Here is a 21,926-nt window from a genome sequence, read left to right on the forward strand (position 1 = left end):
TCTTCTATTTTAACACGGTTTATCAAGTTGAAATATCAACTTATTATCTCCATTGATACAAAAACAGACGGTTTTTACACCGCCTGTTTTCTATCATTTCCGTTATTTTCCTTAACATCACCCAATCGGCTCGAAATCCACTGCGCCATGTTTGCACAGTGGGCAGATGTAATCTTCCGGAAGTTCGTCGCCTTCGTAGATATATCCGCAGACTTTACATACAAAGCCTTTCTTGCCTTCTGTCTCTGGTTTTGGTTTTACGTTCTTCTGATAGTAAGTATAGCTCATTGTCTCCTGATCACTGACTACTCTGGCCTCTGTTACGCTGCAGATGAACATTCCATGTGTTCCAAGATCTACATACTGTTCTACTTTCAAGGACATAAATGCGTTAATGTATTTATCAAGAAATACCAGACCGTTGTCAGAACGGTTTACTTTCTGTCCGGCAAATTTATCCGCACTTCTTCCACTCTGGAATCCAAACTGCTCAAATACTGAAAATGGTGCTTCTACAGAGAGACAGTTTACATTCAGCACACCTGTCTGTTTGATGACATGATGGGAATAATTCGTCTTATTGATGTTAACTGCAACCCTGAAAGGTGAATCTGTCAGCTGGGTAACAGTATTTACGATCAGCCCGTTATCTTTCTTTCCATCATTAGATGTCACCACATATAATCCATATCCAATACGGAATAACGCAGTCATATCATTCTTATTTGCCAGTTCGTCATTCTTTGCAATATATTCCTGGCAGAGTTCAGAAGCCATTGCCTCCATCTGATCTCTGTTTTCCTGATTTACCGCAGACATAATCTTCACTGTAGTATCCAGCCAGTTAATCTTTTTGCATTCGGAAAGCATACCTTTCATTACTTTTGCAGCCAAAGGTGCCCAGGAACCGTTTTCAATCAGACCTACTGTGCGGTTCTGGAAATTATGCTCTACCAGACGTGTGATAAAGTCATTCATAAACGGATAGATTCCAGCATTATAGGTAGTTGTTGCAAGCACCAGTTTACTGTAGCGGAAAGCATCGCTGAGTGCCTGGGACATATCATCTCTTGCAAGGTCATAGACAACCACTTTCGGGCAGCCTTTACTTTTTAATTTCTGGACAAACTGATTAACTGCATCTTTCGTATGTCCATATACAGAAGTATAGGCAACTACGATTCCTTCTTCCTCAGGTATGTAGGAAGACCATGTATCATAAAGTCCGATATAATGTCCCAGATTCTCAGTCAGTACAGGACCGTGTAATGGACAGACTACCTGAATATCCAGAGTTGATGCCACTTTCAGAAGTCTCTGTACCTGTGCTCCATATTTACCAACGATACCGATAAAATATCTTCTCGCTTCGTCATCCCAGTCTTCTTCTACATCCAGCGCACCGAATTTACCAAATCCATCTGCGGAAAACAGAACTTTATCAGTACTGTCATAGGTTACCATTACTTCCGGCCAGTGTACCATCGGCGCAAATACAAAGGTAAGGTTATGGTTTCCAAGGCTGAGTGTAGAACCATTCTCTACTTCCAGCTTCTGACCTTCCAGATCTAACCCGAAGAAATTCTTGATCATCACAAATGTTTTCGCATTGGCAACTACTGTTGTGCCAGGATATGCTTCCAGGAAATTTGCTACATTTGCAGCGTGATCCGGTTCCATGTGCTGAACGATCAGATAATCCGGTTTACGTCCATCCAGTACCTGCTCCAGATTGTCCAGCCATTCATGTTTAAAATTAGCATCTACAGTATCCATAACTGCCACTTTTTCATCGAGAATCACATAGGAATTGTATGCCATTCCATTCGGTACTGCATACTGTCCTTCGAATAAATCTACCTGATGGTCATTAACACCTACATACTTGATCGTATCTGTAATCTTCATCGTACGCCCTCACTTTTTTATAATATATTTTGCTCTGTAAATCTTTATAATATCCATTTCTTTGTTTCTAGTTTTATTCTATACTATTTTGATCCAATTTTCAAGTACAAATTGGTAAATTTTTTCAAAAAAAACAGTAAAGCCGCTATTTTACCGGCTTTACTGTCTCGATATATATCTAGTACAGCGAATATTAAGTAACTGCTATTTTTTGATTAACTGTCCAATGCTCTGTAAATTTTTGAAGAAAGCGCTCTGATTCCACTTATTCCATTACTTTCATAAGTCTGTGAGAAAATACATACAACATATGTAGTCTTTTTTCCATAGACAATCGCCACGTCATTCTGGCAGCTGTCATTTTCTCCTGTTTTATTTGCACATTTCACTCCCGCCGGAAGTCCTGCCGGGATTTTCCATCTTCTGGTCTGTCTCAATAACAGATTCAGCATTTCCTTTGAATATTTTGCTGATACGCATTCACCTTTATAAATTTTTTCCAGAATCAGTCCTGCGTCTTTTGCTGAAGCCATATTAGACTGTCCATCCCATGTAAAAGAAGAACTGGAAGGATGAAGACTGCTGTGACATCCTGTCCTTGTACATCCAACTTTTCTCAGATATTTATTAATCACACTACATCCATCAGTAAAGCTTCTGTATGAACTGTTTCTTCTTACCAGTTCATTATATGACTCGTTATCACTAACTGTAATCATATCATTCAACAGGCTGTTGACATTCCCATCTTTTTTGATTCTTCCATTTCTTATACTGTCATAAGTTGCTGCCATTGTAAACAGCTTGATTACGCTTGCCGGTTTCATGGATTTATCATTGATAGAGATAATATCATCCGTTTTCAAATCCTTAACATAAACAGACCATTCTCCACTATATCCCTGAATCATTGCTTCCAGCTGTTTCTTCAGACTGCTTAATGACATCTCTTCTTTTTTACATTTGTGTCCGTCACAGTCCACATAGTATCCATCCGGTGTCTGCATATTTTTCGCGATCTGTCCATTTTCTTTGAGATAATATCCACTGACCCATCTGTTTGTGTACATTTTTCCGGTTTTTGAAAAATAATATTTCTTGTTTCCCACCTGTGTCCAGCCAGGTTTATTGAACCATAATCTTCCATTTGCTTCACCAAAATAATAGGTTCCTTTAAAACGTACTTCGCCGATTTTTGTATCCAAAGAGTGGAATATCCTTCTGGTATCCATAACACCTTTTGAATTAAAAGCATAATATCCTGTCACTAATTCTTTTCCCTTTGGGATTTTCAGATATACTACTTTAGAGGACAGTATCTGCTTATCTTTTTCTTCTTCTCCTGTCGTAATACTCCATATACTTCTGTTTTTTTCCAATGTTGCGCTTTCAGTTCCGTTTACTTTTATGGAAATTTTGCTTTTTGTCGCGGCCTGGACCTGTACCGATATCAACAAAAAACAAATTGCCATAAGCAAACCGATAAAAATCTGTTTCTTCTTTTGTGCCGTTTTTTTCATGTTTCTTCACTCTTCTCCTTCTTCAGTCATACTCAAAGTGACTCCTGGACACTCCGTGCAAAATTTCTGAATTTCTTCTAAAAATCTCTGCCCGTATTTTTTCAATTTATTTGCTCCCACTCCTGAAACGTTCAACATCTCTTCTTCATCAGAAGGCTTTTTCACACACATATCAATTAATGTTTTATCACTGAAAATAATATACGGTGGCATGGATTCCTCTTTTGCAATTTCCAATCGCAATTTTCGCAGTACTTCAAACAAATCGTAGCCTGCAGAAGTAAGTGCATCTGTGCTTCGTTTTCGTACTGGTTTCTGTACTTTTTTCTTTTTATCTGGTTCTTTTTCTTCATATGTACGCATAATCACGCGGGTATTTTCATCTTTCAGCGGAGTAATATCGCCAAGTTTCAATACACTGTATTTCTCCTGTGTCTGATACAGATAACCCCTTTCTGTCATCTGGCTGATCAGTGTCCTGAGTTCTGCTTCGCTATGCCCGCTCAAAGCACCATAAGATTTATATTGATCCGTTCTAAGTTCCCGTAATCTGGCTCTTTTAGCCCCCATCAATGTTCCGAGAACTATTGTCAATCCATAGCGTCCCCTGGTCTCTGCGACACAATTAACCACCCACTTTGCCTCTGCTGTCATGTCCACTTCGTGATACTCTCTGTGACAATTTCCACAGTTATCGCAAGGGCCAGAAGTCTTTTCTCCGAAATATTTCAGAATATAATTTCTCAGACATCCGGTTGTCTTGCAATACCCTTCCATCGTCTGAAGCCGGCGTATATCCCTCTGTCTGATCAGACACTCATCTTCCTCATCTACATCAGAAAAATCTTTATTATCCAGGAGCATTCTGTCAATCATGACATCCTGCAATGAAAAAAGCAGAATACACTGCGAATTCTCTCCGTCACGGCCTGCACGGCCTGCTTCCTGGTAATAATTCTCCATGCTCTGAGGCATATTGTAATGAATCACATAACGCACATTAGATTTGTCAATTCCCATTCCGAAAGCATTCGTCGCAATGATAACAGGGGTTCTGTCATAAATAAAATCATCCTGATTCTTCTTCCTGGTTTCATTGGTAAGCCCAGCATGATATCTGGTGACAGGAACTCCTCTTTTAAAAAGCATTTCAAACAGATTGTCCACATTTTTTCTTGTAGCGCAATAGATGATTCCACTTTCTGTTGGATGTTTCTCTATGTACTCCATGATGAATCCGTCTTTTCTGCGGATGTTTTCAACACTGTAATATAAATTCTTTCTATCAAATCCTGTGATCACCACTTCAGGATCTGCGAGGCTCAGTGTGCAGAGAATATCATTCTTTACTTCTTCTGTCGCTGTTGCGGTAAAAGCACTGACGATAGGTCGTTTGGGAAGATTTTTTACGAACTCAACGATTTTCAGATAGCTGGGCCGGAAGTCCTGCCCCCACTGAGAAATACAATGTGCTTCATCCACCGTCACCATGGAAATCTCTACATTTCTGGCAAACTCCAGAAATTCATAGTTCTCCAGGCGCTCCGGAGCCACATAGATAATTTTATATCTTCCACCAGCTGCAAGATACAAAGCTTTACTAATCTGGTTTTCTGTAAGCGAAGAATTGATAAATGCCGCATGAATTCCTGCATCGTTTAGCGCCTTTACCTGATCCTGCATCAATGAGATCAGCGGTGAAATCACAAGCGTGATGCCCGGAAGCATCAGTGCCGGAATCTGATAACAGACGGATTTACCTGCTCCTGTTGGCATAATTGCAAGGACATCTCTGTTCGCCAGGATGGCCTCTACAATTTTCTCCTGCCCTTCTCTGAATGTGGCATATCCAAAATAAGTTTTTAGTGTTTCAAGTGCTTTCACTTTTTTGTCACCTTCCATTCAGTTAATTGTTTTTTATAACGTGTATGACATATCATGCCATTCCTCACCGCCCCACACAGATGCGGAAATTCCCAGATCTTTAAATCCCATCTTTCTGTACATATCTACTTTCTCTTCCAGACAGGTAAGGAAAACAGTCTTTCTACCTTTTTTCTTTTCTCTGTTCAGGTATTGAAACATCAGCTCCCTGGCAAGTCCCTGACCTCGGTGCTGTGGCAGAACATCCAGTCCTAGGAGCATGATATTCTTTCCTTCCGGGTCATTTAATGTACTGTCTGTAAAAAATTCATCCCGAAAAGTATCTTCATCTGTAGCAAGACCATTCAGAAATCCTGCCACTTCTTTGGTTTTCTTATCCACAGCCACCAGAAAAAGATCCGGTATCTGTAAAACACGTTCTTTCATATCTTTTTCTGAGCATGCTTCATTTGGCGGAAAACAGATCTGCTCAATCCTGACCACCTGATCTGTCTCCTCTGGTCTGATATTACGGAATTCATACTTTTCCATAATTGTTTCGTTGATACATTCCTTCATTTTTCTACTCCATAATTTGATTTTCCTCTGTACTGACATGTTACTGTGCAGTTCATTTTATTATACTGTAGCTGTTGCAATTTCTCAATGCGTATTTAAGATATGTGGAAATTATTTGGTTACTGTTCACTCGCCCAGTAACACGCTTTGCGATTCACAGGATTTATGCAACTCATGATTCTTCATTATCGAAATCAAAAAACAGAGCATAAACTAATATGCTCCATTTTTATACGTCTATCCTATATTCTATTTTTTATTTTTGCATCTCTTACCTGTTTACAGATAGTCTGCTTCATCTTCTCAATATCCAAAGGTTTTGCCAGATGTGCATTCATTCCAACAGCAATACACTTTTCTGCATCCTCCTGAAAAGCATTTGCTGTCATCCTCCACTTCATTCATCCGTTCAACAACATCTGTTCCATCTTCCACGGAGTCTACTATTATTCCGATTTCTTCCAACAGAGCTATGGCGATTTCACGGTTCAGTTCATTATCCTCCACAAGAAGAACCTTTTTACCAGAATAACGATTCTCTCTTTCTGTTTGCTGCGTTGTTTCCTCTTTTATGTCCATAGGCTTCGTCAGAACTTTCCTTAATTCTGACATGAAGATAGGTTTTTCCACAAATGCGGTAACTCCGACTTCTTTTGCTTCCGGAATACGAATCTTACCAATATCATGAAGGGAAGAAGCAGTTGTAATCAAAGCAATATCTGCCTCTGTCAAAGGATAAGCATCTGTTAATTTTACCAGTTGTCTCAGCATCATCTCCGTTGCTGTTTTAATATTCATCATAAAATACACCATATAACAAGGAGAATGATTCCTACAAATTTCGATCTTACGCTTTCTTAATCGGATGTCTAATTACAGTTTTCCATTTCTCTGAGGCAGCCTTTCTTGCATCAGACATATAAATCTCGTGGTGCAATCTATCTTTGTTAATATCATGATACCAGGGTCAAAAGGTCAAAAAGCTGTTCGTGCTTGCACGATAAAGCTTTTGAACTTGGGACCCGCCAAATATGAGGAAGTAGCGATTTACGCAGTAAATCAGCGGATTCCGAATATTTGAAGGGTGCAGTGTGCCAGTGGCACACGTTTTGCACCGACCGTAGTGAAACGGAGATGCGGGAACAGCACCGCAGGTCGCACGATACAGGCAGATGTAATCGCCTGTGCTGTCTGTGCGATTTTTTTGAGAAGACACTTTAGACAACGCTAAATCAGGATTATTTATTTCTTCACTATAGTACCTAAGCCTAACTGGATATGTCAGCTTATCTGCATAATGATTCGTATACGGACTTGGACAATTCAATCTAAACTCTCGTACCTTTTTTACTCGATCCACTACATGCGGGCAGCTTTTTAAATCTGCAGGCTTCTATAGTCGTAATCCTTTAATATCTTTAATACGTGATAAGATCGTATTGCAGCTGCAGCTGATAACGCCAGGAAGTGTATCAATGACTGTGTGCAGGAAGTGTTCCATTTCATCACTTGATGAAGCAACGGCATGTACATGCAGCTTGTCTCTTCCTGTGACACGGTAAATCTGCGTGACGGTATCATTATTATGTAATATATCTGTCACCTGCGACAGATGGTCTGGTTTTGTCTCGATTTCAAAATAGCATGAAACAGCACCGCTGATCTTTTGAGGGTTTATTATAGTTGTATATTCTTCAATTATGCCTTTTTTCTCCAGAGCCTGAATCCGGGCTTTTACTGCCACTCTGGAAATACCGGTTTCTTTACCGATATCAGAGTAAGAAATACGTGCATTTTCTATAAGCAACTGAATGATCTTCTGATCCAGTTCATCTAAACCGTTCAGGTACATAAGTATCCCTCCTGTAAAATAATATCCTCCGGATAGTAATTTTTCTTAAATATCATATCATTTATGTTGCTGAAAGTAAACGCTGGCTTGACTTAGCAGCTGTAACTGCATATAATTATTTCGTAACGTAATTTAAAACTTGCATTTTGAATACATGGAAATAAATTCCGGTGAAGATAAGAATAAGTGAAATTATAAAGGCTGTGGAGGAATATGATAATGTCAAAAGATGAATATTTGATCACAGATACGCCTCTTAAAGCGTTGACTGTTTTTGCAATGCCAATGATTTTGGGCAGTTTTTTTCAGCAAATATACAATATGGCTGACTCTATCATCGTCGGCCAATTTGTTGGCTCCTCTGCACTTGCAGCTGTCGGGGCCTGCGCAGCGCTAACCAATGTTTTCATTTGTGTGGCACTGGGGGCAGGTGTCGGTGCCGGTGTACTCGTGAGCCGCTATTTCGGTGCTAGGGAGTATGGAAAAATGAAAACCATCGTGTCAACGTCCTTGTTTAGTTTTTTAATTCTAAGCATAGTCCTTGGTGTTTTTGGCTTTTGCTTTTCCCACTCGATGATGAGGGTATTACAAACCCCTGGCGATATACTGAATGATGCAGTGTTATATCTGCGGGTCTATTTTGTGGGCTTTCCGTTTCTGTTTATGTATAACATTCTTTCCAACATGTTCACTTCCATTGGTGAATCAAAAATCCCACTGGGACTCTTGATATTCTCGTCAATCTTAAATATTTTTATGGATCTTTGGATGGTGGCCGGACTTGGTCTCGGTGTGTTTGGTGCAGCCCTTGCAACTCTTATAGCACAGGGGATTTCTGCGGTGTTTTCACTTTTTCTTTTCCTTAGCCGGATGCGTCGATATAAAAGTCGCTTTGATTGGTTTGACAGGCAGGAGTTATATTCCATGCTTCAAATTGCTGTACCTTCGGTTCTTCAGCAGTCTACAGTGTCCATCGGTATGATGATCGTACAGGCTGTTGTAAATCCTTTCGGTACACAGGCACTTGCGGGGTATGCGGCGACGATGCGGGTAGAGAATGTTTTTTCATTGATTTTTGTATCCATTGGCAATGCGGTTTCCCCATATGTTTCCCAGAATCTTGGTGCAAAGAAAATTGAACGGATCAAAAAAGGATATCACGCTGCACTGGTGTTAGATGTATGTTTTGCAGTTCTTGCTTTTATAGTCATTGAAACATTGCATAGTCAGATTTCCTCGCTATTCCTTGGTAAAGATGGAACTGCCCTGGCTTATCAGGTATCCGAGGGTTATATGAGATGGCTCGGTTACTTCTTCATCTTTATGGGAATCAAAATGGCAACCGATGGGGTTCTTCGTGGTCTTGGAATCATGCGCCCGTTCCTTATTGCAAATATAGTGAATCTGGCGATCCGTCTGTCGGTTGCTTTGATTTGTGCACCGCGTTTTGGCATTGTATTTGTCTGGCTTGCTGTACCAGCAGGTTGGTTTGCAAACTTTTTAATATCCTATGTGGCTCTTCGGAGATCATGGCCGACTGATAAAGAGGTGCAATCCCGATAGCTTAAAGCCGATCAGGAATCACTACTCCCAATCGGCATCTTTTTCTTACTCCTCTTCATTTTTACATTCAATCTCTGTTCCGTTCACTGCTATAAAATCCTCATGATGTAATCGGTTGTTTTTCCGTCCAGGAATTCCTGATACAGCCGAACCACAATTGGCTCCTGTGTCCTGTTGATTACCAGCTTCCCCGTTTCATCCGTATCGCAGCCAAGAAAACGCTTTGTACTCATTTTGTGCTACCTGTCTCAAACCTTCTGCGGATTCCCTATGTGCAGTTCTCTGAAATGGATCAGCTCTCGTCCTGTGCTAGTGAGGAAAGAATGGTAACCGTACCGAATAATGTGCAGATAATTTCATCCTGCCAGGAGAGAAGTTCCACCTCATCGTTTTCCTTGTCCTCGGCTGTGTCTGCAACAATTCTGCTTCTCGCAGAAGGAGTAAGTCCGAACTGCTCACAAAATTTATTCATAATCTTACCGTTGTATTTGATAAAGCCCATAGCCGCAAAAGGGAACGCACCTAAGATACACACCCAACTGAGCGTTTCCGTTCCAAACCGTGGACGGAGAAGAAAATACAAACCCACCGCCACACCACAGGCAAGGACGGAAAAAATGAATTGTCTGAGGGGCAGTCCAAAAAACATACTCTTCGTATAATTACGGATTTCCTTATTTATCTTGACTTCCAATCATAGCACCTCCTTTTGAGTACAAAAAAATCGCCACCTACTGTAAAGTGACGATTTGTGTATTTGATATTCTGTTTTAACGGATAAGCCAACTGTAATCTTTACGGCAGTCAAGAATATAATCCACATAAACCTTATCATCTTGGATTTGATAAAGAACGAGATACCACTTTGCAACAAACATCTTATGATATTTATTCGTCGGTATATACGCTTCTTCAAAAAACGGAAAACGCTGCGGCATACGTTCTAAAGAACGCATTGCTTCCATAAGCTCTTTCTTTTTCGCTTTGGCAGTATCTTTATTAACCTGTGCCATAAAGCGAATATGTGTTCCCAACATACGCTTTGCCCTGTCGGAAACAATAACTTTATATTTTTTATCTGACATAGGCTTATACCTCTGCGATTACGTCGTCAAGGTAAGCATCGAGCTCATTAAGAGTACAGCCGTTTCTTCCTGCTATTCTGTCTTCTTCGACAGCAAGCAGTTCTTCTCTTAGCTTCAGCATTTTTTCCCGACGGTTATAAGTTTCAATATCCATAACAACCAAATCTCCTTCACCATTCTTTGTAAGGAATATCGGCTCTGCCGTTTTACGACACATATCTGCAATCTCGTTGTAGTTCTGACGGATTGCTGCTGATGGACGAATATTCATATTTGCACCTCCTTAAAACAGTTGGGATAGTAATATTCTAACCATATTATATTCATTTCATACAACAAAGTCAACAGATATAGAAAAATTTATATTTACAAGCCCATCATTTCTCATACAACACGGTCTGCCATTTTGACAGCACCGTAATAAACAATCCGCCTATCAGCGTGACCGCCCATAGCGGGATACTCTCAAAAAATCCGCAGTCTTCAACGGCTGTCACGAAATCAAACATATCTTTTCCTCTCAATTGCTTTCTTTCCATAACATCCTGTGTTCTGTTCAGCTACATACTTTGCTTCAATTTCATCCTTCTCTCTCTTATATCTGATAGGTCGGTGATCTTCTGATAAAATTTTCTTTCACTCGCACGGATCTCACGGATGCGCTCTAACTGCTCATCGAAATACTTTTCTGTCAGATACGTTCCGCGTTTTAGCCGCTCATCATCCATCACCCAGCCCTTGATGGTGTAATCCTTTGCGATCTGGTTTACCCATTTACGAAACTGTACGGCACGCTCGGAATTTACCTTGAAACCTACGGCAATGATCATCTCCAGGGAGTAGTGATTTGTGCTGTAGCTTTTTCCATCTGCGGCAGTTATCCGAAATTTTCGGATAACTGCATCCTCCTGCAACTCACTATCACTAAATATTTTTTTGACATGATAGTTTATGGTCCGAACATCCACATCATACAAGGTGGCCATCATCTTCTGCGTCAGCCATATATTCTCATCCTCGTAGCGCATCTCTATGCTGTCCTGCTGAGCACCCACAGAGGCAACATAGGTCAGGTATTCCGCTGCGCTTGAGCGGATGGTGATTTCATCCTTTTTCTTTGCCAAATAGAATGCCTCCCTTCTTCATATCACTAGATCCAGCCATTCTTTTTAAATTTCTCGATTTGAGCTAATTCTTTCTCAGAAGGTTCGCCCATCTTACCCTCGCTGATCGGAATGTTTAAATATTCGTTATTCCATCTGTTCATGATTTTGACAACCTCATCAGATACGCGAATATCACGTTTCGTGATGGATTCCAGATTCCAATCCATTACATCAGAAGTTCCCATTGCCTTAGTAATTACAATTTTGGAAGCTGTATACTCTTTTTTCTTCTTGCCAAAATATCCATTACCAGCGACAATGTTCAGCTTCTTTTCAAATGGGAGCTTGTTACCTATATGCTCAATTTTTTCTTTGATGATTGCGTCTGGCTCATCCGGAAAATAATTCGTCTGCCACTTTTGTGGAAAGATATGCTCTATCTCCCACTTAGCCGGAAGCAGATCATCCTGATGTTCATACGCAAGCGTCTTCAGAAGCATACGCACTGCATTACGATTCGGATTCTGGATATATGGCTCCAGCTGTGTCATATCGACAGTCTTAAACTCAAACGTACCACGGTGCAGACTGTATGGCATATAAATTTGGGTAGGTTTTAAAGTGCCAGAACTTATGACATCTAATCCACAGCCTAAACCCTACCACAATTTTCCGGCCATCCACATTTTCTCCGTTCAAGCTAAAAAGTAGATATGTTCCCATACAAGAAAACCGAGCTTTTTCAGAAGTCTGGCTTCAAATCCAAATCTCCGAAAAATTCCCGGAAATACGCCGCTTTCTGGCACTTGATTTTATTTTCTTGACATCAATACTACCGTCTCACAGAACATATTTTATCGCAAGGCTTTTAAAAATGGAATAGATTTTACCAAACGACAGTTTTCAAAAAACTTATCTGTCAAAAATTAATTTCTCCCACGGTTCATATCCTGCCATGTAGCCGAATTCTTCCTCATTTCTGAATCCTTCAAGAAGTTTTTCTTTTACACCATCTAATATAGCTTCATCAATATCTCTGAACTTCATATGCTTATATAAACCGGACTTTCTAAAATCATACATAGTACCCACATTATCAAGAAGATGTTTTACCACCTTATATGTTCCCTCTACATCTTTCCCTGCACATACAATATCAAGCATTGGCGAATACTCATTATATTTTCCCATTTCCAATGTATGTGCAACTGCCTGTACCTTCCCTGACAAAAATCTCGCATAATCGATATCATTTTCCCGCAATGCCAGTCCCGCCATTGTGGAAAGAACAAAATTAAGTGTACTAAAGCCGGAAAAAATAATATTTTCATATTTTTCATATGCTTCTTTGATTTTTCCCTGCTTCTGGAGTAATCTTCCCTGATAATAACTTTTCATAGGATCGTATTCTGAAAAATAGTCCAGATATTTTTCTGCCTTGGTGTAATCCTTCTTACGTAAATAAAATCCAAATAAGGAATCTGCTGCATGATGCTGTATCTCTTCATTCTCATCATGTAGTGCCAGCTCATACCATGCGTTAATCTGCTTATCATATTTTTCCTGATTCGTGCATTTATCCGTTATTCTTCTTGCATCAAGCATTACCGCAGTCTGCCAGATAAGCATGTTACAATTCGGATATTCCTTTATAAGTCTCAATGCCCATTCATAAGTCTTTTCATAGCCTTCTTCTGAAAACATCCTGTCCATCTTCCTGATAATTTCTTCGATTTCAGTATCTGAAAGTTTTTCATGAAAAGAAAGTAATGTATCAAGTGAAATATCAAGCAGTCTTGCAATTGGTGCCAGCAGTTCAATATCCGGCTTGGAATTACTATTCTCCCATTTGTTTACAGCCGGTGTCGTCACGCCTAATCTGTTTGCCATCTCCTCCTGCGTCATACCAGCTTCTTTTCTATATTTTTTTATAACAACGCCTATATCCATTTGCTTCATCTCCTAAAAAATTCAAAAGCTTTTGTATACTCAGCATATCAGATTCATATAGATTGCTCAATTGAACAGTGTTTAATTTCTATTCAATTTAATTAACCAGTAGGAAATGTTGCATGATTAATCTGCTGTTTTGGCTGCCTTGATACTTCTTAGGTTGACGGCTAGATACGCATTAGAGATGTCTCCATCCAAATGCTGTTCTAGCAAGGGATTTTTCCCTTGAACCCATCATTTATGATATATGGTGGCGCTTTTCGCCCCCAAATAGTGAAAGTGGGGGCACTTTCTGCCCCCACTCAGGAAATGTTGCTAAAATACTGTTTAGATTTATCATACATACAAAATGGAAGTTATCTATTTCTCCTCTTCGTTAAGACCTAGTTCATTACATATTACTTGCTATCCCTGATACCTTATTCTTTCTACCAGCGTTTCCTTTTTCAGATTACTGCTTAAAACGCAGGAAAGTACAATCTGCAACAGACCGACCAAAAAAATCATAATAAAAATTGGTACGATTGGAACATGATAGATATTCATTCCAAATATTCCATTATGTTTTGCATAGGAAAAAAGTGCATAGCCGAGCGGCAGACCAATGATCAAAGCTACGCATATGGTACCAACCGTAAACATCATTCCCTGTAACTGCAGACATAAATTTAATTGTTTATTTGTCATACCCATAGCCTGTAATACACCATATTCCTGCTTTTTTGTCGTAATATTCATGATTATGGTGTTTGCCATATTCATAAAACCGATGAGTCCTACAACCGCCATAAACAGATAACAGCCAAGCTTCATCATGCGAGCTGTGAATTCTGTAGATTGTAACTGTGCATGATAGGTATCCATTTTTATATGCGAAGTATTAGAAATCAAAGTATTCAGACTCTGTTCCACAGATGCAACATCTTTTTTATCACAGTCCACCCACAGATAGCCATAGGCTGTTCCCCTCGGATTCATGGAACGGTATACACCTTCCGGAATGACAAGATAAGTGTCCGCGCTTACAAAGGATCTGTTGCTTTCAATCTCTCCGCAAGACTGAAATTTTCGAGTGAAATCAGTTCACTCTTCTTTCATTTTTTTCCACTCTTCACGCGTGATAGCATAGGCATAAGAAATAATATTTTTAGGGTCAGGATATTCCTTTACCTTTTGCATTCCATTCGCTATAGCAGTAGAATAAGAGCCTATATTTGTATATTTCATGTAAGAATAAATTGTGTCGTATTGCGTATTAAGAAATACCCAATCTCGTACTGCTCCGGCAGCTTCTTTAGCAAATCCTTTTCTCCAATATTTTTTATGAATATGGTAGCCTATTTCCGGAAGCATTTCTCCATCAATATCCTGTATAGTAATTCCACAATCTCCGATAAACTCACCCGTTTCCTTCAATACAACTGCCCAAAGTCCAAAACCATACTTTTTATAATTATCCAAATTCCAAATAATCCAATTCCTTGTTTTATCTTCATCGAATGGTGCTGGATAATGTTGCATAGTTTCTATATCAGATACTATCTCAAAAAGTGCATCAAAATCATCCTCAACATATTTTCTTAAAATGAGTCTATCTGTCTCAAGTATCATTTTTATTCCTCCGTAAAATTCAAAGTTTCTGTTCCCTATAAAAAATAATTTTTCGGGATTTACCAAATCCACAATATTTATTCCTGTCGAAAGACCAAAAAATAGTGTTATCACAAATACATATCTGTTCCAATTCTTTTGTCGGTTCTCCAATTTTCTCCGCAATGATTTCAGCGGTAGCAGGAGACATCACAAAAATTAGATTATCGTATATATCTTTGTCAGATGTTCCCCACCAATCGGGAGCCTTGCTTAATATATCTTCTAACTTTTCCTGCAAAATAACAAAAACCGGAATATCCAAGCCAAATCTTTTCTGTATCATATCATCATTTCCTCCCTCCATATTTTTTCATTAATGCTTTATATCTGTTGGTGTCGCATTTATCACAATAATCATTCCGTCATATAATTCTGCTGGGACATCATTGATTCTATAGCTATTTGGTAAGATCTTATTCAAAAAGCTATAACCCTCTCCGAGTGATCCCATCAGCATATTTTTATTGATAATTTCCTTGATTTTTTCTGATTTCTGCAGTTTATCAAAATCAAGATACGTCATATCCATCCCAAGGGCATACGCTGTATTTGCCAAAGGATCAGCAGAATAAAATTTTCGCGTAATTCTTTTTCCATTTTTTCCAGGCAAATTGCATTCTGTTTTGTAAAAATCTGTGCCAATGACAAAATAATCATTACCATATTTTTCAAACAGTTCTTCACCCATGAATGTAGTATATGTACTCTTCTTTGCCACATGTCCGTTATGCCCCGAAATCATAAGCATAGATTCGTTTGCTTTCTGAACATGCTCATAAATCCAGTCGATGTTTTCAGCCATATAATGATCCCTTATTTTTGCATAATCTACATTTGACGCATTACTAAGCTCCTGATTTTGCAGATAACATCTCGCTGCCTGCGCATACATTTCCATCCCTGGTATATTCTTTAAAGTTTCCGCAGCATCTTCCATATCGGTATACTGCATCTTAAGTTCTGAAAATGCTTCATCTACACATTTTTGATCCAAGTCGGAGTTTTGCATATCAAACCCATAAAAGCTTAACATCTCTTCCGGTTTTGCCTGTTTATTATAATCTGCCATATAGCGAATCAATGCCCTCATTTCATCCGTCTGGTAAATATGAAAAGCAAGTGCTTCCACTGCATCATCTTCCGTATTTTTCCCCTCACCGTGTATATATTGATTTACCAATAAGCATCCACCATAATCTGCTTCTAAGGCAAAGGCCTTACAGTTATATTCCTCTACCATTTTTCTAAACATATCAAGCTTTAATTCCTGAAATTCTTTATTTCCGTGGGTCGCCTCTCCAAGAGCAAATATCTTTACATTTTCCGGTATCGCAATATCATCGATTTCCTCTGCAACTTTCAGAAATTCTTCATTATTTACCTGTGTTCCGGAGTTCATGCCCCCATAAGATATATATCTTATGAATGCCATGATTGCAGCTCCAAATAGAAACGCCACGATTATCTTTCCAATATATCGCTTTTTTGCATGATCTTTTTTCATCCGTCAACCAACTCCTCTCATCTTTTCACGCTTATAATTTCGAAAAATCTGACACCTGATATCACACACGGCTCAATATGTGTATGTTCAGGATATGTGGTATTTACATTTTCAAAACTAACAATTTCCACTCCGCCCCGTCCTCGTCTATCCAGGTATCCGTACCGTTATAGGTAAAACGGCGTTCAATGCGATCCATATAGGTTCCGTCCGCTAATTTATATACCGTTGTCGTGTCGCCGCGGAGATTCACAAGCTCTACCACATCCGCTCCCGGATAACCCGACTCAGCTTCATCGTCTCCACCCTTTCCTGTTTCGCCCTCGCCCTGCAACCAGCAAAGCAAGAGCCCCTTATATTCTGTGTACAGAAAAGTCCCGTCATCCGTTTTCTCAGCTGTAAGCTCCATTTTCATGGAGCTTTGGTCAAAGTCATTGGTCATGTCGGAGGAGAGAATATCGCCACTCAGCGAATATGTACCGGTTCCGCCGTCCGCTCCGATATACCATGAGATATGGCCATTGCTTGTGATCTCCATGCTGCTGCCGAACTCCATAGCGCCGGGGATCGCCTCCATAGCGGTGGCATTGTCTTTTTCATCTTCCACCAGATGCCACGGGCCAACCAGATCGTCCGCTGTCACGGCATCCGGATTATTATGCTCCTGCACCGGTGGCGCGATGGAAACGGAGGTGTCCGTCGTTTCCCTGGTAGGAGCCTCAGCGGGAAGGATTTCTTCTTCCACAGTGGAATTCGACGGCTCCGGTGTCTCCGCCGGTTCCGTACTCGCAGGCACTTTTTCCACATCAACGTGGATCCTGCCCTTTGCATTCTGCCCCGCAACGACGATTGCGTAGGGACCGTCCACAGGAGCCTCCACGGTAAATTCCTTCACGGTTCCGTCCCCCTGATAGAGCGATGTTCCGTCCGGTGACGTAATCTTCATCTCCAGCGACCCTTTCACCGTCTCGAATAAAATTTTGAGCGTATCACCCTGCTTCAGTTCCAGGGTGTGGGTGTCCGTGCCGTTCATGATTTTGACATCCAAGTGGTATGAATCCGCGTTCTTTGCGCTGCTTCCGTCAAAGGCGGAGCTAGACGCGCACCCGGCCAGAGATAGCAGGAGAGCACAGACGGTCATAACAATAACGAAAAATTTTTGCTGTTTCATAATGGTTTCCTTTCAGGGTTCAGATTTGGTTTGATTGAACATGATCAAGTTGCTATTTCTTATCCATATTCATCCGAATCACATTAAAAAGGTTTGACAGCAATATGCACGCCAATGCGATTGCCAATGGTGTCGTGGTCTCATTTCTGTCAAAAATGCTGACGCGCAGAAAGATCACACCCGCTGCGATCAAACCTAAACTTGCTATGATGAAAAGTTTATTCAATATTTTTTTCATTTCATTTTCTCCTCTTTCAAAAAATCTTACTCATGACTGCTTAGCGCATGTCCCGGTTCATCAGATCAAAGTCAATGTACTGCCCGTTCAGCTTAAAGAAGGCCGGGAAGGTACACAGCTTGCGGAAGCCGAACTTCTCATAGAGCCGGATGGCGCGGAGATTGTCGCTTCGGACCTCCAGATTGATCTGCTCAAAGCCGTTTTCCACAGCAAACGCAAGAACGGCTTCCATGAGCGCGGAGGCGGCCCCGTAGCCCCAATAGGCTTTTCGCACGCTGATCCCGAACTCGCCCCGATGGCTCATGCGCCTCGGCTTGCGGTTCAAACTGGCATCTCCGATGATTTGACCGTCCGCCCAGGCAAGATACTGCACATTGTCCTTTGAAGCGACCTGCGCGGCCAGATACTGCGTTTCCGCCTCTACATCCAGCGGTACGCCCTCCGGGCCGAAGCTGAGATTGTCCGTCTCTCCGCCGACGCATTTCAAATAGTCCAGCAGGGCGGCGGCGTCCTCCGGCCGCGCCTGCGTAATCATAAACGGTGCATTTTTCTCCATACTCACTTATATACCTCCAGGTTTGATCCGATATTTCGTTTCTATATATCCGCTTCTCCGGTAAAAACGCTTTGCGCTTTCTCCTCGATTTGGGAAAGGGCAGCCAAAACCTTTTTTATATTCTCCTCTCTTGGGAGAATGGTATGAATGTTTACCTCCGGATGCTCCGCAGCGAACGCTTTCAGGAAGTCCAACAGGTTGTCCTTCGTTTTCATGTAATCCTCGATGATCACGCTGTCGCTGAATCCGAGCTGTTTCAGCAGGATCGCGGAAACCACGCCGGTTCTGTCTTTTCCCGCGCCGCAAAAGTACAGCACATTGCTTTCCGCCTTCACAATGGCACAAATGATCCGCTCCATCTGTCCATCTATCATCTTGACATAAGCATCGGCAACAGAATCCGGAGATTCTGGTACGGCTCCGCCCCCGGTAACAGGCAGATGATAGTAGGTAAACCCGCTTTCCGTCTCCAGTCTGCACGGCTTTTCTGCATATTCAGTCTTATCTCGCAGGTCAATGATTGTAGTAACGCCATTTTTTCGCAGCCAGCTGACTTCTTCATCCGAAAGGCACCCCGGATAATCGCTTCTGATATACCGCAAGGTTCCCGTGGGCAGCGCTCTCGTATTCCTCGTTGATTTCAGCAAAGAACCCATACGGCTGCCCTCCAATCCTCCTTTTGGCAAAAATTCATTGGTATCCTCCTCACAATTTTTTTACGCACATACCGACCAGCAGTCCGACGAGCATCCCCATAGACAGGGTGACGCCGATGTACTCCGGGAAAATGGTGCCAACGGCGGCCCCGAAGCACATCCCCAGGCTCATCCCCATGGCCTCATAGCCGTTTTTCTTTTCCTGCTTCTTTTTCTTTTCTGCCAGTCCGGCGAAGAACACAGCCAAGCGATCCCGGCCACCACCAGCGGCAGCGCCGCCATCATAAAGTCACGCATAAATTTTCACTCCCTTTTTCTTTTAAGACACCACTGCGCAAAGACCGCCTGACGGCTTTGTGAGGTGTTGCCTTTACTCTACAACAAAATCTGTCCAATCAATATGGTTATACACCATCCTTTATCGCCGCCCAAGATAGCGGAATGTATGCCGCTTGTATTCCCGGTACGCCGCGCCGAATGTTTCCTCCAGATACCGTTCCTCCTGCAAAATTTGTAAATGCAGCATCACAATGGCAAACACCGTAAGCGGCACGGTCAGCAAGTTACAGTACATCAGCATCACACCGATATACATGAGGTCAAAGCCGAGAAAGGCCGGATTGCGGCTGAACCGATAGATGCCGGATGTGACCAGCTCTGTGCGATCCTGATCCGGGATGCCCGCCCTCCAGCTATCCTTCATACTGAGAACGGAAAGGAGAAAGATCAGATCACCGATCATCCCGGTGCCAAAGCCGGTAAAGCGAGCGTTTGCCGCAAGGCAGCTCCAGCCTAACGCTATGGACACAAGCTGTGCAATCACAACGCCCAGCGTGGCCATGCTCATCAGTAGTTCCACTGTGTGAATGGACTTTTCTTTCCGCTGTCCGATTTGCCGCGTCCGGATGCCGCGGCGCTTCTGCGCCAGCATCTTGGCAAAATATATGCCGTAAAACACTGCCAGCACAAAAAGGGCAAGCAGGGAATAAGGGAGAAGTTCTTCCATCGGATATTTCATTATGCAACTCCTCAAATGAATCTTGTTTTAGCCATGAGCAAAGCGCAAGGCAACCTGTTACTTTTTTTGATTCTTCCTTGTGCAGGCCACTCGGATAAACGGTACAAGCAGCAGAAGACATACCAGAACAGAGCCGCTCAGCTGCCCGTAGGACATCCACACATTTGATTCCGGCGGGCAGGGATAGATCGCCGCCACAACCACCCGGAAAATCCAAAGGGCCAGCAAAAAGCCGTAGAGATAGAACGCCTCCGGGTTTCCTGCAAACACCTTTTTGCCCCACAGGATCACGGTAAGGCTCAGCCCAGACAGCAAAAAAGGAAAAGCACAGGTTTACATAATTGATGGGAACCACCAATGTCTCATAGGGGATATAGGAAGCCCAGCCAAACATCCACGGCACGGTAAAGTGCCACAGCCCCACCAGCAGGCTGATCGCAGTTCCCGCATAGTACATGACCTGATACTTTTTCATCGGTTTTCACCTGCCTTTCATAGCCGGTTCCCTTTTGCGAGCAGTTATTCGGAACAGATAGAGGAAATAGACCAGCAAGACGATAAACTGTACCGCACCCAGAAATATCTCAAACTGAGCGGAAGCCTCCCCGCTGATGAAGGAACAGAAGTCATGCAGAGCGTGGAGCAGTACGCAGGGGAGAAGACTGCCGCTTTCAGCGAAAATCAGGGCAAATACCATCCCGTAGACCAGAGCGAAGCAGATCTGGAGAACTGTTTCCCCCAATTCTGCACCGCCAGCTATGTTCAGGAGATGGCTGAACCCGAATAGAACAGATGAGATTATCATTGCCTTTCCCACGCCGCGCTCCAACCACAGGCCGCAGATGATGCCCCGAAAGAAGATTTCCTCCGCCATACCGATTCCAAGCGTCAAAAACAAGTTTGCTAAAATCAATGCCGCACCACCGTTAAAGTTTATTCCCGCCGTAAAAGGGGAAAGGGCAATGAGCAAAAGCGGCGAAAAATAGAGCATTCTCTTCGCTGCCCCTTTTTCCGCACTGCGAAATCCCAGCTTTAAGATTCCTTTGTATCGGATGATGGAATTCGCCAATGTGATAATCACAAGCCCCCAGATTACAGCACCCCTGATCAGCGCGGAGGGAATGCCCTCTATTCCCGTGATCACCACGATTGCTCCTTGCGCGAAAAAGAACAACAGCAGCACAAGCATTGCCCCGGCGGTTTTCAGTACGATTCTGTCTTTCCGTTTCATTTTCATTTTGAGCCTCCTGTCCCATTCCCCGGCAATGTGCCAAAAGAAGTTCTGTCAATGCGATCTGTCTTCCACAAAATCGGAAACCGCTTCTTTGATTTCCTCTGCGTGTCCTGTCAGCAAATGCCCGCCACTTTCAAAGGAAATGAACGTGCAATTTGGGAATCTTGCTACCGCCCTCTCCGTTTCGATGTAGCTTGCCAGCTTATCGTCCTTTGCGTGGAAAATCAGCGTGGGGACCTGTAAATCCTCAATCGGATACTCCCCAAAGTCCCTCGCCCTCACCCGAATCGACATAGGTTATTTCGCCGTAGCTTAATGCCGCCGTCTGGGCATTGTAAGCGGCAAGACGATTTTTACTTTCCCTCACCGCCGCACCGCATCGTATCCCCTGGACAATGAAATACATTGCCAGGGCAAGGAATACTCCCCCCGCTATGTAACTCCACATTCGCTTACACCTTCTCTTT

26 protein-coding genes and 4 pseudogenes are annotated in these 21,926 nt (G+C 42.1%); 1 reads left to right on the forward strand and 29 read right to left on the reverse strand.

Annotation, left to right across the window (positions count from 1 at the left end; translation table 11 throughout):
* Positions 1-117 precede the first annotated feature (117 nt).
* The 8 genes and pseudogenes from ACTNC0_RS12975 to ACTNC0_RS13010 form a co-directional block, all read right to left on the reverse strand.
* Positions 118-1,908, reverse strand: a complete 1,791-nt coding sequence (locus ACTNC0_RS12975) for a flavin reductase (protein WP_441087699.1) — start codon at positions 1,906-1,908, stop codon at positions 118-120.
* 215 nt (positions 1,909-2,123) lie between these two features.
* Positions 2,124-3,287: a serine hydrolase gene (locus tag ACTNC0_RS12980; protein WP_441087701.1), complete on the reverse strand. Its 1,164-nt coding sequence runs from the start codon at positions 3,285-3,287 to the stop codon at positions 2,124-2,126.
* Between the two features lie 10 nt (positions 3,288-3,297).
* Positions 3,298-3,438, reverse strand: a complete 141-nt coding sequence (locus ACTNC0_RS12985) for a hypothetical protein (RefSeq protein ID WP_441087702.1) — start codon at positions 3,436-3,438, stop codon at positions 3,298-3,300.
* The gene (gene recQ, locus ACTNC0_RS12990; RefSeq protein WP_441087703.1) at positions 3,435-5,312 is read right to left on the reverse strand and encodes a DNA helicase RecQ; all 1,878 of its coding nucleotides are present in this window, start codon (positions 5,310-5,312) and stop codon (positions 3,435-3,437) included. The genes ACTNC0_RS12985 and recQ overlap by 4 nt, the downstream gene beginning before the upstream one ends.
* A 33-nt stretch (positions 5,313-5,345) precedes the next feature.
* A complete protein-coding gene (locus ACTNC0_RS12995) occupies positions 5,346-5,870 on the reverse strand; it encodes a GNAT family N-acetyltransferase (protein ID WP_441087704.1) in 525 nt (174 codons plus the stop codon).
* Between the two features lie 657 nt (positions 5,871-6,527).
* Positions 6,528-6,671, reverse strand: a pseudogene (locus tag ACTNC0_RS13000) (two-component system response regulator); the annotation flags it as partial.
* A 46-nt stretch (positions 6,672-6,717) separates the two neighbouring features.
* Positions 6,718-6,819: pseudogene (locus tag ACTNC0_RS13005) on the reverse strand (GyrI-like domain-containing protein); the annotation flags it as partial.
* A 444-nt stretch (positions 6,820-7,263) separates the two neighbouring features.
* Positions 7,264-7,722 carry an Lrp/AsnC family transcriptional regulator gene (locus ACTNC0_RS13010; RefSeq protein ID WP_117677391.1) on the reverse strand — a complete coding sequence of 153 codons (459 nt, stop codon included), beginning with the start codon at positions 7,720-7,722 and terminating at the stop codon, positions 7,264-7,266.
* Positions 7,723-7,941: 219 nt separating this feature from the next.
* Between ACTNC0_RS13010 and ACTNC0_RS13015 the strand changes: the two genes are divergently transcribed.
* Positions 7,942-9,285, forward strand: coding sequence for an MATE family efflux transporter (locus ACTNC0_RS13015; RefSeq protein ID WP_441087705.1), 1,344 nt, complete (start codon positions 7,942-7,944; stop codon positions 9,283-9,285).
* Between the two features lie 89 nt (positions 9,286-9,374).
* Here the strand turns inward: ACTNC0_RS13015 and ACTNC0_RS13020 are convergent, their stop codons facing one another.
* The 21 genes and pseudogenes from ACTNC0_RS13020 to ACTNC0_RS13120 form a co-directional block, all read right to left on the reverse strand.
* Positions 9,375-9,518 (reverse strand): hypothetical protein, encoded by a 144-nt coding sequence (locus tag ACTNC0_RS13020; protein WP_441087706.1) that lies wholly within the window; start codon positions 9,516-9,518, stop codon positions 9,375-9,377.
* Positions 9,519-9,577: 59 nt separating this feature from the next.
* Positions 9,578-9,979: a PrgI family mobile element protein gene (locus ACTNC0_RS13025; RefSeq protein WP_441087707.1), complete on the reverse strand. Its 402-nt coding sequence runs from the start codon at positions 9,977-9,979 to the stop codon at positions 9,578-9,580.
* A gap of 76 nt (positions 9,980-10,055) precedes the next feature.
* Positions 10,056-10,370, reverse strand: coding sequence for a type II toxin-antitoxin system RelE/ParE family toxin (locus tag ACTNC0_RS13030; protein WP_441087708.1), 315 nt, complete (start codon positions 10,368-10,370; stop codon positions 10,056-10,058).
* A 4-nt stretch (positions 10,371-10,374) separates the two neighbouring features.
* A complete protein-coding gene (locus ACTNC0_RS13035) occupies positions 10,375-10,641 on the reverse strand; it encodes a type II toxin-antitoxin system Phd/YefM family antitoxin (RefSeq protein WP_441087709.1) in 267 nt (88 codons plus the stop codon).
* A 106-nt stretch (positions 10,642-10,747) separates the two neighbouring features.
* Positions 10,748-10,909 carry a hypothetical protein gene (locus ACTNC0_RS13040; protein ID WP_441087726.1) on the reverse strand — a complete coding sequence of 54 codons (162 nt, stop codon included), beginning with the start codon at positions 10,907-10,909 and terminating at the stop codon, positions 10,748-10,750.
* A gap of 66 nt (positions 10,910-10,975) precedes the next feature.
* A pseudogene (locus tag ACTNC0_RS13045) lies at positions 10,976-11,494 on the reverse strand (virulence RhuM family protein); the annotation flags it as partial.
* Positions 11,495-11,520: 26 nt separating this feature from the next.
* On the reverse strand, positions 11,521-12,027 hold the full coding sequence (locus ACTNC0_RS13050) for an HNH endonuclease family protein (RefSeq protein ID WP_441087710.1): 507 nt from the start codon (positions 12,025-12,027) through the stop codon (positions 11,521-11,523).
* Between the two features lie 361 nt (positions 12,028-12,388).
* Positions 12,389-13,426 carry a helix-turn-helix domain-containing protein gene (locus ACTNC0_RS13055; protein WP_441087711.1) on the reverse strand — a complete coding sequence of 346 codons (1,038 nt, stop codon included), beginning with the start codon at positions 13,424-13,426 and terminating at the stop codon, positions 12,389-12,391.
* Between the two features lie 408 nt (positions 13,427-13,834).
* A pseudogene (locus ACTNC0_RS13060) lies at positions 13,835-14,461 on the reverse strand (ABC transporter permease); the annotation flags it as partial.
* Between the two features lie 51 nt (positions 14,462-14,512).
* Positions 14,513-15,040, reverse strand: coding sequence for a GNAT family N-acetyltransferase (locus ACTNC0_RS13065; protein ID WP_441035254.1), 528 nt, complete (start codon positions 15,038-15,040; stop codon positions 14,513-14,515).
* A gap of 19 nt (positions 15,041-15,059) precedes the next feature.
* Complete coding sequence (locus ACTNC0_RS13070; protein ID WP_441040516.1) at positions 15,060-15,365, reverse strand: DUF1697 domain-containing protein; 306 nt, start codon at positions 15,363-15,365, stop codon at positions 15,060-15,062.
* A gap of 30 nt (positions 15,366-15,395) precedes the next feature.
* A complete protein-coding gene (locus ACTNC0_RS13075) occupies positions 15,396-16,586 on the reverse strand; it encodes an erythromycin esterase family protein (protein WP_441087712.1) in 1,191 nt (396 codons plus the stop codon).
* Positions 16,587-16,689: 103 nt separating this feature from the next.
* Positions 16,690-17,757, reverse strand: coding sequence for a hypothetical protein (locus tag ACTNC0_RS13080; protein ID WP_441087713.1), 1,068 nt, complete (start codon positions 17,755-17,757; stop codon positions 16,690-16,692).
* Positions 17,758-17,809: 52 nt separating this feature from the next.
* The gene (locus ACTNC0_RS13085; RefSeq protein WP_441087714.1) at positions 17,810-17,995 is read right to left on the reverse strand and encodes a hypothetical protein; all 186 of its coding nucleotides are present in this window, start codon (positions 17,993-17,995) and stop codon (positions 17,810-17,812) included.
* A gap of 40 nt (positions 17,996-18,035) precedes the next feature.
* On the reverse strand, positions 18,036-18,551 hold the full coding sequence (locus ACTNC0_RS13090) for a GNAT family N-acetyltransferase (protein WP_427819996.1): 516 nt from the start codon (positions 18,549-18,551) through the stop codon (positions 18,036-18,038).
* A 41-nt stretch (positions 18,552-18,592) separates the two neighbouring features.
* Complete coding sequence (locus ACTNC0_RS13095) at positions 18,593-19,237, reverse strand: tyrosine-protein phosphatase (RefSeq protein ID WP_441087715.1); 645 nt, start codon at positions 19,235-19,237, stop codon at positions 18,593-18,595.
* Between the two features lie 19 nt (positions 19,238-19,256).
* A complete protein-coding gene (locus ACTNC0_RS13100; RefSeq protein ID WP_441018190.1) occupies positions 19,257-19,454 on the reverse strand; it encodes a hypothetical protein in 198 nt (65 codons plus the stop codon).
* A gap of 171 nt (positions 19,455-19,625) precedes the next feature.
* On the reverse strand, positions 19,626-20,225 hold the full coding sequence (locus tag ACTNC0_RS13105; RefSeq protein WP_154431779.1) for a methyltransferase family protein: 600 nt from the start codon (positions 20,223-20,225) through the stop codon (positions 19,626-19,628).
* Between the two features lie 481 nt (positions 20,226-20,706).
* Complete coding sequence (locus tag ACTNC0_RS13110) at positions 20,707-21,462, reverse strand: lysostaphin resistance A-like protein (protein ID WP_441029870.1); 756 nt, start codon at positions 21,460-21,462, stop codon at positions 20,707-20,709.
* A gap of 48 nt (positions 21,463-21,510) precedes the next feature.
* Positions 21,511-21,753, reverse strand: a complete 243-nt coding sequence (locus ACTNC0_RS13115; RefSeq protein WP_441087716.1) for an alpha/beta fold hydrolase — start codon at positions 21,751-21,753, stop codon at positions 21,511-21,513.
* On the reverse strand, positions 21,707-21,907 hold the full coding sequence (locus ACTNC0_RS13120; RefSeq protein WP_441087717.1) for a hypothetical protein: 201 nt from the start codon (positions 21,905-21,907) through the stop codon (positions 21,707-21,709). Before ACTNC0_RS13120 ends, ACTNC0_RS13115 begins: the two co-directional genes overlap by 47 nt.
* Positions 21,908-21,926 lie beyond the last annotated feature (19 nt).

The organism is Blautia sp. HCP3S3_B11 (genome assembly GCF_052064435.1).
Taxonomy (GTDB): Bacteria; Bacillota; Clostridia; order Lachnospirales; family Lachnospiraceae; genus Blautia_A.